The sequence below is a fragment of the Clostridioides sp. LIBA-2809 genome, assembly GCF_056688965.1.
In genome coordinates this window covers 1,267,262-1,282,994 of the sequence record NZ_CP197004.1, presented here as the reverse complement: position 1 = coordinate 1,282,994, position 15,733 = coordinate 1,267,262, and the positions used below count along the sequence as shown (strand labels likewise).

The 15,733-nt window shown below is 29.8% G+C and carries 15 protein-coding genes; 1 reads left to right on the top strand and 14 read right to left on the bottom strand.

The window, feature by feature from the left end:
- Window positions 1-23: 23 nt before the first annotated feature.
- The 12 genes from ACTG44_RS06175 to ACTG44_RS06120 form a co-directional block, all read right to left on the bottom strand.
- Window positions 24-1,742: a tetratricopeptide repeat-containing diguanylate cyclase gene (locus ACTG44_RS06175; protein ID WP_479921468.1), complete on the bottom strand. Its 1,719-nt coding sequence runs from the start codon at window positions 1,740-1,742 to the stop codon at window positions 24-26.
- 232 nt (window positions 1,743-1,974) lie between these two features.
- Complete coding sequence (fabF, locus tag ACTG44_RS06170) at window positions 1,975-3,213, bottom strand: beta-ketoacyl-ACP synthase II (protein WP_021383994.1); 1,239 nt, start codon at window positions 3,211-3,213, stop codon at window positions 1,975-1,977.
- A 28-nt stretch (window positions 3,214-3,241) separates the two neighbouring features.
- Window positions 3,242-3,466: an acyl carrier protein gene (gene acpP / locus ACTG44_RS06165; RefSeq protein ID WP_003419132.1), complete on the bottom strand. Its 225-nt coding sequence runs from the start codon at window positions 3,464-3,466 to the stop codon at window positions 3,242-3,244.
- 63 nt (window positions 3,467-3,529) lie between these two features.
- Window positions 3,530-4,279, bottom strand: a complete 750-nt coding sequence (gene fabG, locus ACTG44_RS06160; RefSeq protein WP_021383965.1) for a 3-oxoacyl-[acyl-carrier-protein] reductase — start codon at window positions 4,277-4,279, stop codon at window positions 3,530-3,532.
- A complete protein-coding gene (fabD, locus tag ACTG44_RS06155) occupies window positions 4,279-5,229 on the bottom strand; it encodes an ACP S-malonyltransferase (protein WP_021383967.1) in 951 nt (316 codons plus the stop codon). Before fabD ends, fabG begins: the two co-directional genes overlap by 1 nt.
- Before the next feature lie 15 nt (window positions 5,230-5,244).
- Window positions 5,245-6,174, bottom strand: a complete 930-nt coding sequence (gene fabK, locus ACTG44_RS06150; protein WP_021383942.1) for an enoyl-[acyl-carrier-protein] reductase FabK — start codon at window positions 6,172-6,174, stop codon at window positions 5,245-5,247.
- A gap of 108 nt (window positions 6,175-6,282) precedes the next feature.
- Window positions 6,283-7,269: a beta-ketoacyl-ACP synthase III gene (locus ACTG44_RS06145; protein ID WP_021383966.1), complete on the bottom strand. Its 987-nt coding sequence runs from the start codon at window positions 7,267-7,269 to the stop codon at window positions 6,283-6,285.
- Between the two features lie 25 nt (window positions 7,270-7,294).
- Window positions 7,295-8,317 (bottom strand): phosphate acyltransferase PlsX, encoded by a 1,023-nt coding sequence (plsX, locus tag ACTG44_RS06140; protein WP_021383976.1) that lies wholly within the window; start codon window positions 8,315-8,317, stop codon window positions 7,295-7,297.
- A gap of 10 nt (window positions 8,318-8,327) precedes the next feature.
- A complete protein-coding gene (gene fapR / locus ACTG44_RS06135; RefSeq protein ID WP_003419115.1) occupies window positions 8,328-8,885 on the bottom strand; it encodes a transcription factor FapR in 558 nt (185 codons plus the stop codon).
- Between the two features lie 204 nt (window positions 8,886-9,089).
- On the bottom strand, window positions 9,090-9,266 hold the full coding sequence (gene rpmF, locus ACTG44_RS06130) for a 50S ribosomal protein L32 (protein ID WP_003419113.1): 177 nt from the start codon (window positions 9,264-9,266) through the stop codon (window positions 9,090-9,092).
- A 24-nt stretch (window positions 9,267-9,290) separates the two neighbouring features.
- Complete coding sequence (locus ACTG44_RS06125; protein ID WP_021383950.1) at window positions 9,291-9,815, bottom strand: YceD family protein; 525 nt, start codon at window positions 9,813-9,815, stop codon at window positions 9,291-9,293.
- 92 nt (window positions 9,816-9,907) lie between these two features.
- Window positions 9,908-11,104, bottom strand: coding sequence for an acetate/propionate family kinase (locus ACTG44_RS06120; protein ID WP_479921467.1), 1,197 nt, complete (start codon window positions 11,102-11,104; stop codon window positions 9,908-9,910).
- Between the two features lie 460 nt (window positions 11,105-11,564).
- Here ACTG44_RS06120 and ACTG44_RS06115 point away from each other — a divergent pair, with 460 nt between their 5' ends.
- Window positions 11,565-12,845, top strand: coding sequence for a nucleotidyltransferase (locus ACTG44_RS06115; protein ID WP_479921466.1), 1,281 nt, complete (start codon window positions 11,565-11,567; stop codon window positions 12,843-12,845).
- Between the two features lie 261 nt (window positions 12,846-13,106).
- Here the strand turns inward: ACTG44_RS06115 and ACTG44_RS06110 are convergent, their stop codons facing one another.
- On the bottom strand, window positions 13,107-14,498 hold the full coding sequence (locus ACTG44_RS06110; protein WP_479921465.1) for an FAD-binding oxidoreductase: 1,392 nt from the start codon (window positions 14,496-14,498) through the stop codon (window positions 13,107-13,109).
- A gap of 10 nt (window positions 14,499-14,508) precedes the next feature.
- Window positions 14,509-15,729, bottom strand: a complete 1,221-nt coding sequence (locus ACTG44_RS06105) for an electron transfer flavoprotein subunit alpha (RefSeq protein ID WP_479921464.1) — start codon at window positions 15,727-15,729, stop codon at window positions 14,509-14,511.
- Window positions 15,730-15,733: the final 4 nt, after the last annotated feature.

The following is a 15,733-nucleotide window of genomic DNA, read 5'->3' as shown; positions in this document are numbered from 1 at the left end:
CCTCTTATTTATATAACATATAATTACTTATATACTACTTTATTTCTACCAAGTTGTTTTGCTTTGTATAAATTTTTGTCAGCTTCTTCTAGTACATTCTTACTGTCAGAAATATGAGCTATACCTGCACTTATAGTCACAGTTACATCTTCACCCCATTTTTTATTTGCAATTGCAATTCTTATATTGTCAATTATATTTACTACTTCTTCACCAGATTTATTTCTTATTAGTACAGAAAACTCCTCGCCTCCATACCTAAATACTTTATCTTCTTGCTCCAACATGACACAAATAGTATTTGTTATCCCCTTTATGACAACATCACCAAATTTATGTCCATAATTATCATTTATAAGTTTAAAGTTGTCAATATCTATCATTACAAGTGCAAAATTATCATCTTTATCTCTATATTTTTCATACATAATATCGAAACTTTTTCGATTATAAACATTTGTAAGCCCATCATGTAAGTTTTGTGCTTTAAAATACTTCAGTCTATTATATAAAAAAGTAGACCCTAATATAGCAATTATAATTACTGTAAATAATATTTTGTAATATTTGATTTCTTTCTTAGTTTTCTCAAATAATGCACTTTCATTTGATACTTTGTCAATTATATAAAAACTAGTCTCTGAGTCTCTTATCCTTTTGTTCTCTTTGTATTCACTTATCAGTATCTTTTGGTACTTATTTACAGCATTTACATTTCCTTGTTTTTCATATATATTTAATATTTTGTTTAAAATTCTTATTTTTTCCTGAATTAACTTTCTTTTATTAGATATCTCTAAGCTTTTTTTATAATTATCTATTGCAGAAGTATAATTTTCATTTTTATATTCTAAATTTCCCATTGCCATATAATAATACATATCTTTATCTAATATATAGACTGATTTGTCAGATTTTATAAGATAATCAGCTCTTTCTAAAAAAGTGCTTGCCTTTGGCATATCATTTTTTCCTACGTATGCATTTGCCTGCATTATAGAAGCCATTATCTCAAAATCGTTGTAATTATCTATCTTTACAAATTTTTTATAGTCTTCTACTCTGCCACTCGTTTCAATAGCTTTATCATATTCTCCCAGCTCTACATATATTTCTGATAAATTTATAAGAGCATATAATCTAACCATTCCATTTTTTTCGCCTTCATCAATATCTATATTAAAAGAATCTCTTATTAATTTCTCTCCTGTTTCATAGCCACCTACCTTTAAAAGTATGCTCGCCAAATCAACATCTAGCCTTGCTTTTTCATAATTGTCCTCTAATTTTTCAGCCAATTTTATAGATTTTACAGTTAAATCTACGGCTTTAGAATAATTATTATCCATTATGTACACTGATGCTAATCTTTTTTCTATATTAAATCTACTCTCATCAGATAATTTTTCATCTGACATTCTCATCTTCTCCAATGAATCAATAACTATCTTCGTTCCTCCTGGAACAGATGAAATAGTTTTTAACATGTCCCATACTTCATTATATACTTTATTGTATTTTTTTTCTGGTATAGCTTCAAAAGACGTTTTAACCAATTTTTTTGCTTCATCATACTTCTTATCTGAAACAAGACTTTCAGACATATATTTCCCCTTATTTATAATTTCTCTTTCTTTCAGCCCATTTTGGTCGTACTTTATAAACAAAATAATACTAATAAGTATTACACCTATAAAAATTATACTTTTTAATAATCTTTTATTTGGTAGTCTAAAATTCAAAATTTTAGTCCTCCTTCTGTATATTGTAGAATGAAAACTCGCATATATATAAATAACCTCTTAATACTTAATAATACAATATATCAAAATGATTTACAACATATGCTAGAATTAAATCTTAATAAAAAATCCCCTAAAATAATTTAGGGGACTTTGAATTTAAGTCAATGTAAATTTAAAAGTTAAAACAAGTACTTGTTTTTTAATTTCAAATTTAATATTTATGATTTATTTATACATATTTTTTTAGTACAATTGTAGCATTGTGCCCACCAAATCCTAAAGAATTTGATAGTGCATATCTAACATTTTTTTCTTTACCTTTATTTGGAACATAATCTAAATCCAAATCTTCACCAACTTCTTGTACATTTATAGTTGGAGGTACAAAACTATCCTCTATACTCATAGCACAAACAACAGCTTCTATAGCACCTGATGCCCCTAATAAATGTCCAGTCATAGATTTTGTTGATGATACACATAAATCATATGCCTTTTCTCCAAATACAGTTTTTATAGCCATAGTTTCGTACAAGTCATTGTAATAAGTTGAAGTTCCATGAGCATTTATATAATCTACTTCTTCTAATGGAACATTTCCATCTTTCAAAGCCATATTCATAGACCTAGCTGCTCCTTCTCCATTCTCAGCTGGAGTTGTCATATGATATGCATCAGCAGTTAAACCATATCCAACTACTTCTGCATATATCTTAGCACCTCTTGCTAAAGCATGTTCCAAGTCTTCTAGGATAACAATACCTGCTCCTTCTCCCATTACAAATCCATCTCTATCTTTATCAAATGGTCGTGATGCAGTTTTAGGGTCATCATTTCTAGTCGACATAGCTTTCATATTACAGAATCCAGCAAATGCAAGACCTGTTACAGCAGCTTCAGAACCTCCTGCCACCATAATATCTGCATCACCTCTTTGTATAACCTTAAAAGCATCACCTATTGAATGAGTCCCTGATGCACAAGCTGTACATACATTAGTGTTAGGTCCTTTTGCTCCTAAAAATATTGAAACTTGACCAGCTGCCATATTACCTATCATCATAGGTACAAAAAGAGAGCTTACTCTTTTGTTTCCTTTTTCTAAAAGAATTTTATGTTGAGTTTCTATTGCTTCAACTCCACCTATTCCAGAACCTATTATAACACCAACACGTTCTCTATTAACTTTATCTAAATCAAGATTTGCATCTTCAACTGCTAATTTTGCAGATACTATTGCAAATTGAGCAAATTTGTCTAATCTTTTCAGTTCTTTTTTGCTTATATATTCTTCTGGGTGAAAATTCTTAACTTCTCCTGCTATCTGAGTTTGATATGTGCTAGCATCGAAATTAGTTATTTTATCTATACCAGATACTCCAGATTTTATATTGCTCCAGAACTCATCTTTTCCCGTTCCCAACGGCGTAACACATCCAAGTCCTGTTATTACTACTCTTTTATTCATCGGATACCTCCACTTTTTTAAAGCTCGACTATTTATTAGCTTCTATATACTTAACTATATCTCCTATAGATTTGAAGTTTTCTGCTTCTGTATCTGGTATTTCTATACCAAATTCATCTTCAAGTGCCATTATTATTTCTACTGCATCTAATGAGTCAGCTTCTAAATCTTTCATTAATGATGTTTCCATAGTTATTTCTTTATCTTCTACTCCTAATTGCTCTATTATTATTTCTACAACTTTATTAAACATTGTGTACCTCCTAAGATTTTTTATTTTAATAGATTTCTCTACTTTTTAAATTATTATTTTTTATTATTGCATTACCATTCCGCCATCTACATTTATCACTTGTCCTGTTATATAACTTGACATGTCACTAACTAAAAATGCTACAGCATTTGCTACATCTTCTGGTTTACCATAAGATTTTTTTGGTATATTTGCAAGTGTTGATTCTTTTACATCATCACTTAATACTTTAGTCATATCTGTTTCTATAAATCCAGGTGCTACTGCATTTATATTTATATTTCTTGATGCCAATTCTCTTGCAGAAGCTTTTGTAAATCCAATTACACCAGCTTTTGATGCACAATAATTAGTTTGTCCTGGGTTACCCATAATTCCAACTACTGAAGTCATATTAATTATTCTTCCATACTTCTTTTTCATCATAGGTTTAGTAACTGCTTTTGTACAATTAAAGACACCTTTTAAGTTTATATCTATGACTCTATCAAAATCTTCTTCTTTCATTCTCATAAGCAAAGCATCTTTAGTTATACCTGCATTATTAACCAATATATCAACTTTTCCAAATTCTTTTACAACAGAATCTATCATTTGATTTACTTCATCAGATTTAGACACATCACATTTTATAGAAGTACATTTTACACCCATGCCTTCTATTTCATTTTTAGTTTTTAGTGCTTCATCTTCTTTAGAAGTATAATTGATTACTACATCAGCCCCAAAAGATGCTAGTTTTTTTGCTATTTCTTTTCCTATGCCTCTAGAGCCACCAGTAACAACTGCTACTTGTCCTGTAAGATTTATCATTATATCTCTCCATTTCTATAATTTTGTACAAATTCATTAAGAGAATCTATACCATCTATATTATAAATATTCACACTTGCTTTTTTGTTAGAAGCTATCTTCTTGATAAATGCTTTTAAAGTTTTTCCAGGTCCCATTTCTATAAAAGTATCATATCCATCGTTTAAAAGTCTTTCTATAGAATCTTCCCAAAGAACAGATGAACTTACTTGTTTTATAAGTAGTTCTTTCCCTTCATTTTTATAGTAATCTGCATTTACATTTGCTACTACATCAATTTTAGGTTTAGTGATGTTAACTTTCTCCAACTCACTGCCTAACTTTACTCCTGCTTCTTTTAGCATTGATGAGTGAAAAGGTCCACTTACATTTAATTTAACAGCTCTTTTTGCTCCTGCTTCTTTGCATCTTACCATTGCCTCTTCTATCTTTTCATTTTCACCAGATATAACTATTTGACCAGGAGAATTGTAATTTGCTACTTCTACAATACCTCCTTGTATATCTTTAACTACATTTTCTAATATACTTCTATCTAGTCCTAAAATTGCTGCCATAGCTCCAACACCTGTTGGAACTGTATCCTGCATAAATTTACCTCTTTTTTTGACTAAGCATACAGCATCTTTAAAATCAATTGCATCTGCTGCAACTAATGCACTATACTCTCCTAAAGATAAACCTAAACATGCACTATATTTTAAATCTATTTGAGCTTGTACTGCTTTTAATACCGCTACACTATGTGTAACCATAGCAGGTTGAGTATTTTCAGTTTTAGAAAGTTCTTCTTCATTGCCTTCAAACATAAGTTTTTTTAAGTCCATTTTTAAGGCTTCACAAGCCTCATCTATTACATTTTTAGCAACATCATTATTTTCGTATAAATCCTTGGCCATACCTACATATTGAGCTCCTTGACCAGGAAATACTAGTGCAACTTTTCCCATCTTGCTCCTCCTGATTTACAGTTCTATTGCTGGCATAATCTCTTTTGCTTGATTTACCATAGTTTCTATAATTTCTTTACAAGGTGTTATTTCTTTTACCATAGCAGCACTTTGACCTGCCATAAATGAGCCTTTTTCTATATCTCCATCTACTGTTGCAAATCTTAAAGCACCTGTACCTTTTTTATCTAATTCTTCAGGAGTAGCTCCATTTTGCTCCATCTTTAAAAATTCTTTCGATAATTTATTCTTTAATGTTCTTACTGGATGACCTGTACTTCTTCCTGTAACAATCGCATCTCTATCTTTTGCTTTTATTACTAAGTTTTTGTAGTTTGAATGTACAGAACACTCTTCACTACAGATAAATCTAGTTCCTACTTGAACTGCACTAGCACCTAATGCAAAAGAAGCAGCAATACCTCTACCATCTACAATTCCTCCAGCAGCTATTACAGGTATGTTGACAACATCAGCAACTTGTGGAACCAAAACCATAGTAGTAAGCTCTCCTATATGGCCTCCACCTTCTGTACCTTCAGCTATTACTGCTGTAGCTCCTAGCTTTTCCATTCTTTGAGCTAAAGCTATTGTAGGTACTACAGGAATAACCTTTGTTCCAGCTTCTTTTAATCTATCCATATACTTTGCAGGATTTCCTGCCCCAGTAGTGATAACCTGAATTTTTTCTTCTATAATTAAATCAATTATGTCATCTACAAATGGTGACATAAGCATTACATTTACTCCAAAAGGTTTATCTGTTAATTTTTTGCACTCAACAATTTCTTTTTTTATAGCTTCTTTTGGTGCGTTTCCTGCTGCTATTATTCCAAGCCCTCCTGCATTAGATACAGCACTTGCTAATGATGCAGTAGCTACCCATGCCATTCCCCCTTGGATAACTGGGTATTTTATATTTAATATTTTGCAAATTTTATTCATACAATTCTCCTTCACTTGAAATCATAAAAGTAAACTTTTTATTATTAATCAACCTTACTCTTAATATAAAGTTAATTTTGTCAATTAAAGCATTTTGGATATTTTATACTATAAAGTCCACTTGACAACTGAAGCCCCCCAAGTTAGACCTCCACCAAAGCCAACTAAAACTACATTGTCGCCTTTTTTAATTTTACCTTCTCTATAAGCTTCATCTAACGCAACTGGTATAGATGCAGCAGACATATTTCCATACTTGTTTATATTTACATAAACTTTTTTCATATCAAGTTCTAATCTCTTAGAAGACGCTTGTATGATTCTTATATTAGCTTGATGTGGTATTAAATAGTCTATGTCAGTTGTATTTAAATTGGCTTTTTCAAGAGCTATTAAAGAAGTTTCTGCCATCTTTCTAACTGCAAATTTAAATACATCACTTCCTGCCATTTCTATTGTATGTAGATTAGCTTCTACAGTCTCTTTACTTGCTTTAAGTCTTGAACCTCCAGCAGGTACTTTTAAACAATCTTTTCCTTTACCATCAGAACCCATATGAGTAGATAGTATTCCACCTTCACTTACAGGTCCAATAACAGCTGCTCCAGCACCATCTCCAAATAATACTGCTGTTGTTCTATCATCGTAATTTAAAAACTTAGAACAAGTTTCTGCTCCTATTACAAGTACATTTTTGTAACAACCAGTTTCCACAAATTGCTTTGCAATAGTTACTCCATATACAAATCCAGAACAAGCTGCTGATATATCAAATGCAGTAGCATTCACTGCTCCTATTGCATCTTGTACTATACATGCAGTTGAAGGCAAAGACATATCAGGAGTAATTGTCGCTAATATAATCAACTCTATATCCTCTACATTTAACTTTGCACATTCTATAGCTTTTAAGGCAGCTTTAGATGCTAGGTCAGAAGTTGCTTCAGACTCTTTAGCAAATCTTCTTTCCTTAATACCAGTTCTAGTACTTATCCACTCATCTGATGTATTCATTATCTTCTCGAAGTGAAAATTATCATATGATTTCTCAGGTAGATAACTTCCTACTCCTAATATTCCAGCCTTTGTATTCATTATATATTAAACCTCCAAAACGAGTTTATTCATCTTCGTTATTTTTATTTTCTTCATTATATTTGCTTATAAATTGACTGATATCTTCAACAACGTTTCCTTTTGCAAATTTTATTCCTTGATTTATAGCATTCTTTATAGCTTTAGCATCAGAGCTTCCATGAGCTTTTATAACGCCTCCATTTAGACCTAAAAGTGGAGCTCCCCCATACTCAGAATAATCTATAAAACTCTTTAATTTTCTTAAATCATCCTTTATAAGTAATGCTCCTATTTTACTCTTTGTACTAGCCATAAAAGTTTCCTTTATAAGGCTCATAACTGAAAGAGCTACACCTTCAGCAGACTTAAGTAATATATTACCTGTAAATCCATCACAGATTATTATATCTGTATATGCATTTATAACTTCCCTAGCTTCTACATTCCCTATAAAATTTAAATCTAATTTTTTAATTTCTTCATATGACCTTTTAACTAAATCATTACCTTTGCCTTCCTCTAGTCCAACATTTGCTAATGCTACTTTAGGATTTTCAAGACCTAAAACTTTTCTTGCATAGATATTACTCATAGCTGAAAATTCAACTAGATTTTTAGGTTTACAATCTGCATTTGCGCCACAGTCTGCTATAAGTGTCATTCCTCGCTTTACATTCGGTATTGCTGAGCATAAGCAAGGTCTATCGATTCCTTTTATTCTACCAACAACAAATAATCCACCAGCAAGTAAAGCTCCTGTATTTCCAGCTGATATTATAGCATCTGCCTTTCCTTCTTTTACAAGGTTTAATGCTACTACCATAGAAGAATCTTTTTTACTTCTTATAGCCTTTACTGGTTTATCTTCATTTTCTATAATCTCAGTAGTATGAACTATCTCTAGCCTATTTCTATCAAATTCATAATTTGAAAATTCCTTTTCTAATAAATCTTTATCTCCTGTGATTATTAAATCAACGTTATATTCTTTTATAGCATTTACTGCGCCTTCTACATTAGATTTAGGTGCATTATCTCCACCCATTCCATCAATTACTATTTTCATGATTACCCTCCTAATCTAATTCTTCAAAGATAAACTTTCCTCTAAATATTTGTTCTTGAGCTTTATTATTGATAACAACTTTTACATAATGCTTTTTATCTATATTTCTATACACTTCTGCTTTTGCTATAAGCCTGTCTTGTTGTTCTATCAACTTAAAACTTTTTACATTTGCAACTCTCATAATAACTTTAGGTGCATCTATTATAGCCATTGCCAATGAATCTGCTAGAGAAAATATATACGTATCTTTTAAAGTATTAGTCTTAGAATAAATCATGTCTTGTGTAACTTCTAACATAGATATACCTAATCGCCCTACAGATAAATCAATGATTTCTCCTGTAATTTCCTTTACTCCTAAAGTCTTTACTTTTGAACTCTGAGTTTCTGCTATTGATTTGACTCTTTCTCTTAGCTCTGGTATGTTTAGACTCATTCTATCTAATCTTATAGTCTGTATACTTACATCAAACAGACTTGATAATTCTTCATCAGTATAAAAAGGATCCGTCTTTAGCATATCTATAAGCTCTTTTTGTCTTTGGGCTTTACTTTTCTTTTTCATGTTCCCTCCAAATTTTATAGCTGTAATTAGTACCAGCTACTAATAGTAGTATATAGTAACACACAAAAATTTTCAATACTTATATTATTATTTTTATATTTTTTAATATGCATAAAATCCACTTATTTCTCTAGTAAATCATCTTCCTTTTATATGTACAAAAAAAACATGTAGAGTATACTCTACATGTTTTTTTAGAAGCTATTACTTAGACACAACTTCTTTACCTTTATAATATCCACAGTCTGGACACACTCTATGTGGTAATTTTGGCTCATGACATTGTGGGCAACTTACAAATCCTGTTGCTTCCATCTTTGAGTTAGCTGCTCTTCTCATTTTTGTGTTTGATTTAGACGTTTTACGCTTTGGTACTGCCATTTACGCCACCTCCTTAGTCAAAATTTAATTAAATAAATCTTTTAATTTAGCAAAACGAGGATCTATGTATTCCTCATCGTTTGTAATTTCACTGCAAGAACATTCTACTTCATTTAAGTTTGCTCCGCATACTTGACAAAGACCTTTACAGTTTTCACTACAAAGAACCTTATGAGGTACATTAAAATCTAATGTCTGTTCTATTATATCAATAAGGTCGATTTCTTCGCCATCGAATATAAAAGGATCAAATTCCTCAAAATCATCTTCATCATAATCTTCTTCTTTTACTAAAAAGCCTTGTATAGAATACTCTAATGGTATTTCTACTTCTTTAAGACATCTTGAACAATTGTCAACAATTGTAAAATTGACATCTATATCTAGATATAAACCTTTATTAGTCTTTGACACTTTCCCTTTTAAATTTACAGGTGATACTAATTTGTAAATCTCATCACAATAACTAATAGTATCAATTTTTTCACAAAAATTCAAGTCTATTTTATCAGTTTCTTTTCTATTTATTTTTTCTATGCTAACTTTCATTAAGTTCACCTCAACATATCACCAAATTTATTATACAAATCTAGCATTTGTTTGTCAAGTATTTTTACTTGATAGGCATCAGTTTGCTTAAATTATTTTACTAATCTTAATGTATCTCTAGCTATCATTAATTCTTCATTAGTTGGTATTAAAAGTATTTTTACTTTAGAATCAGCAGTAGATATTATTGTTTCTTTTCCTCTAACATCATTAGCTTCTTTATCTAACTTCATTCCTAAGAATTCCATATTAGAAGCTATATCTGCTCTTATAGCCTTTCCATTTTCGCCAACACCAGCAGTAAATACTACGACATCCAATCCATTCATCTCAGCTGCATAAGCACCTATATATTTTTGTACTTTTTTAACATAAGCTTCTAGTGTTGCTTGAGCTCTTTCATCTCCATTTTTAGCTGCATCTTCTATATCTCTGAAGTCACTAGAAATACCAGTCATTCCATATACTCCAGATTCTTTATTCATTAATTTATCTAATCCATCAGCATCTAAACCTTCTTTTCTCATTAAGAAAGGTAATATAGCTGGGTCTATATCTCCACATCTAGTTCCCATTATTAATCCTTCTAATGGAGTGAATCCCATAGATGTATCTACACATTTTCCACCATCAACAGCAGCTATAGAAGCTCCATTTCCTAAGTGACAAGTTACTATTTTTAAATCTTTTATGTCTTTTCCTAATATCTCTGCTGCTTTTTGAGATACATAATTATGAGAAGTTCCGTGGAATCCATATCTTCTTACCCCATATTTAGTGTATAACTCATGAGGTAAACCATATAAATATGAAGATTTAGGCATTGTTTGATGGAAAGCAGTATCAAATACTCCTACCATTGGTACGTCTGGAAGTATAGCTTTACAAGCATCTATTCCCATTATGTTTGCTGGATTATGAAGTGGAGCTAAATCTATACATTCTTTTAAAGCTTCTTCTACTTCTGGAGTTATTACTACTGAAGTAGCAAATTTTTCTCCAGCATGTACAACTCTATGTCCTACTGCATCTATTTCTTTCATTTCTTTAACTGCACCAAATTCTGAGTGAGCAACAGCTTCTAAAACTAATGCTATTGCATCTTTGTGGTCCTTCATTGGTTGTTCAACAATGTATTTATCATCTCTACCTGCTTTTTCATGTTTTAGTATAGAACCTTCTATTCCTATTCTCTCAACTAATCCTATACATAAAACTTCTTCATTAGTCATATCTATTAGTTGATATTTTAATGAAGAACTCCCACAGTTTAATACTAATATTTTCATTATTATTTCCTCCTTAGATTTTTATAAATAATATGTAATAATTTTTGATTTGTAATAAATGTCTAAATAAAACTCTATCTTTTATTATTTTGTCATAGATATATTATTGTATACATTAAACGATTTTCATAAATAATATATCACCTTTTAATATAAAAGTATATACTTTTTTTTTATATTATATCATATTTATAGTATGGTAATTTGTGTATTTTCCTAATAATATATTAACAAATTAACTTAATGTAGATTATTCTTTCCCATTTGCTATAATAATATAATATAAAGCTCTAATAAAGTTATTTTAATAACATTTAACTAGTTTTTTATTATGTAGTATTTCTACATTTTTATAACTTTTTTTACGTTTTTTAGTTTTATAATTAAAAATTTAAATTTTATATACATTTTAATAAATTAAGATATATATAAAAATAACTAAAGATAGAAGGAGTATTTTATGAATGTACTTGGACTAATAGTTGAATATAATCCATTTCATAATGGACATATATATCACTTATCTAAATCTATAGAAAAAACAAATGCAACACATACTGTAGCAATAATGAGTGGAAACTTTCTACAACGAGGTGAACCAGCTTTATTTGATAAATATACTAGAGCAAAAATTGCTGTCGAAAATGGTGTAGACTTAGTTATAGAATTACCAACTCTATTTGCTTGCCAAAGTGCTGAAATTTTTTCTCATGGTGCCATAACAATTTTAAATTCACTAAACTGTATAAATTCTATATGTTTTGGTAGTGAAGAAGGAGATACAGAAATTCTTTACAACATTGCAGAAATTTTAGCAAATGAACCAGATGAATTTAAATTATTTTTAAAAAAATATTTAGATGATGGTATGTTATTTCCAACAGCTAGAACTAATGCACTTTTTGATTATATACATCAATACAAAAAAAATGACTTTATGCAGAGTTATTCAAAGGAACAATTATCAAAAACATTAAATTCATCAAACAATATACTTGGTATAGAATATATAAAAAATCTTATCCATTTAAATAGTAATATAAAACCATTCACTATCTCTAGAGTTCAAGCAGAATACAATTCTGAAGAAATCGATAGTAATATTTGTTCTGCTACTGCTATAAGAACTTCACTTAAAGAAAACAATACACTTTTTCACTTAAAAAATGTTATTCCAGAAAAGACTTATAACACTCTAAATGAAAAAATAGATAATGGCTTTTTGCCTATATTTGATAACTTTTTCTTTGATGCTTTAAAGACAATTATACTTAGAGATATAGACAATTTAAAAGATTATTTTGAGGTAAATGAAGGTATAGAAAATAAAATCTACAAAGATATTTTTACATCTAAAGCCTTATATGAACTACAATTATCAATTAAATCTAAACGATATACTTTAACCAAAATCAAACGTACTTTAAATAATATATTGTTAGGTATTAAAAAAAGTGATATGCAACTTATAAAAAATATAGATACAATACCTTATATAAGAATACTTGCTTTTAATGATAAAGGTAGAGAAATTCTAAAAGAAGTAAAAAATAAATCTGAAATAAAAATAATAAACAAATTTTCAAATATATCATTTTCATTGGATGATATGATTTTTAGAACGCTCATAAGTTATGATATAAAATCTACAAATATGTATAACTCAGTATATTACAAAAATAATGAAAACTTAATAAAAGGTCCTATGGATTTTTATACTCGTCCAATCTATATAAAATAGATTTTTAAAATAAAAATATTTCTAAAAACTATTTTATTAATATATTGTACAAAATATAATAATCTTACTTCAATCTATATGCACATACTTTTAGGATGGCAACATCAACTTAAAAATTATCTAACTTTCTAATTTTAAGTAAATATTGCCATCCTAAAACTTTTACAGTTTAGCTTCTTATTTAAAAATAAATTTTAAAATATTACATTTAAATATCATTTTTATACTTTTTTTCTCACAAACATTGCTAAATTAATATGTCTAATATATTTTTCCTGGATTTAAAATATTTTTAGGGTCAAAAGCTAATTTTATATTTTTAATTAACATCATATAAGCATCTGAATTTGATTCATGCAAATACTCTTTTTTAGCATATCCTATACCATGTTCGCCAGAAACTTGGCCACTAAGTTCTCTAGACTTTCTATACATACAGTCAAAAGTTTCTTTTAATCTCGTCTTCCATGTATTATCATCCATACCATCTTTTAAAATATATATGTGTAGATTTCCATCTCCTGCATGCCCAAAACTTTTTATTCTTATTTTTAATTCATCTTGAAGCTCATGAGTATATCTTATAAACTCTGCTATCTTATCTCTTGGAACAACGACATCACATTCATCCATTTGTGTTGTAGATGCCTTTATAGCCTCTAGAAAGGCACCTCTAGCTGACCATATAGAATCGTTTCTTTCCTGTGTATCTGATATAAATACATCTAATGCACCGTTTTCTAGACATAAATTAGCGACCTTTTCATACTCTTTTTCTATATCTTCAGTGCTATTTCCATCAAATGTAAGTAGAAGATAAGCATCTGATGTGTTATCTGGAAACTTCTTACCTAAAAATTCTTCAGCTGCTAGTATTACATCTCTTTCCATAAATTCTATAGCTGTTGGTATTGACTTTGATTTTATTATTTTAGGAACAGTCTCGATTGCCATTGACAAATTTGGAAATGGTATAAGTAAACTTATACTTTTCTTTGGTAGTGGAAGTAATTTTAATATGGCTTTAGTAACGATTCCTAAAGTTCCTTCCGAACCTACTAATAAATCCTTTATACTATATCCAGAACTATTTTTAACAACTTTTCCACCTACATTTATAACCTCTCCATTTGGCAATACAACTTCAAGACCTCTTACATAATCTCTTGTGACACCATATTTTACTGCTCTCATACCACCTGCATTGGTATTTATATTACCAGCAATTGTAGCACTTTTTTCACCTGGGTCAGGTGGATAAAATAAATCTCTATCTTGAACATATTGACCTATTGTCATCAACAAAACACCTGGTTCTACTGTCAATGTTAAATTTTCATAATCAACTTCAAGTATTTTATTCATTTTACACAGATTAATCATTATTCCACCATTTATGGCAACAGCAGCACCTACAAGACCAGTTCCTTGACCTCTTGGTGTAACTGGTATATTATTTTTATATGCGTATTTCATTATTTTAGATACTTGTTCAGTTTCAACTACGTTTACTAGAACTTCAGGATATTTTTCAATTCCTCCAAGTTCATCATGTGAAAAATCTTCATTTATATCACTTCCAACTATTACGTTTTCTTCTCCACAAGTATCTATTAAAAAATCTATATCTTTTTTATCGATTAATTTGTACATTTCTATCCCCCTATTTGGCTGCTGATGCCATATATATTTGATTATCATCTTTTTTATTTTCTATCTTTTCAATCAATTTAGGAATAATATCATAAATATCACCTATTAAAGCTAGGTGTGCTACATCAAGTATAGGAGCCTTATCATCTTTATTTATGGCTACTATATAGTCAGCACCTTGCATCCCTGCAACAAATTGAACAGCTCCAGATACACCACAAGTTATTATAAGTTTAGGTTTTACAGTTCTACCACTAAGACCTATTTGTTTTTTTGCATCTATCCATCCTGCTTCTATTACAGGTCTTGTTCCTGCTACTTGAGCATTTAATTTATCAGCTAATTTATATATCATCTCCATATCTTCTTGTTTTTTTATTGCTCTACTTGCAACAACTATCACTTCGGCTTCTTCAAGCCCAATTTCTTTATTTTTTTCTTTTACACTCAATACTTTAATCTTAGAGCTTAGCTCTTTTTTTTCTATTTGACATAAAGTAATCTTTCCTGTAGCACTTTGTACTTTTTCTGGCACTGAAAATATTTTGTATCTTACAGTAGCAAATTGTGGTCTATTATTAGGTGTGTTTATATGAGCCATTATATTTCCACCAAATGCTGGTCTTATTTGGTCTAAATCAGTATTAGATTGAATATCAAGTATTGTACAGTCTGCTGTAAGACCAGTTCTAAATCTAGCAGCAAGTCTTGGAGCTAATGACCTTCCTAGTGTAGTTCCACCCACTAGCATTATTGTTGGCTTTATTTTATTTATAAAGTTTTCTATCGCTTTTGCATATGGTTCTATCCTGAAATCTTTAAATTCATCCTCATCATATACAAATACTTCATCCACACCATAGGAAATCAAATTATTACACTTATCTTTTATGTCTTTTCCTACAAACACACAATACACAGGTTGTTTTATTTTTGATGCCATCTCACGAGCTTTACCTATAAGCTCATATGTTACAGGATGTATATTTCCATTGTGATGTTCTACATATACCGCAATCCCCCTCCATTCATCCTTATTTATTTGTACTTTGCTACTTTCTATAAATTCAAATGCACCTTTTGGTCCACTTTTGACACATAACTTACACATCTTACAGGCAGCACTTATTTCTACTATACCTGATTTTTCTTCTATAGCACCAAAAGGACATATTTCTAATACTCCTTTTAAATCAGTTATTTTATCTTGATTTACAACTATCTTTGACATTTAT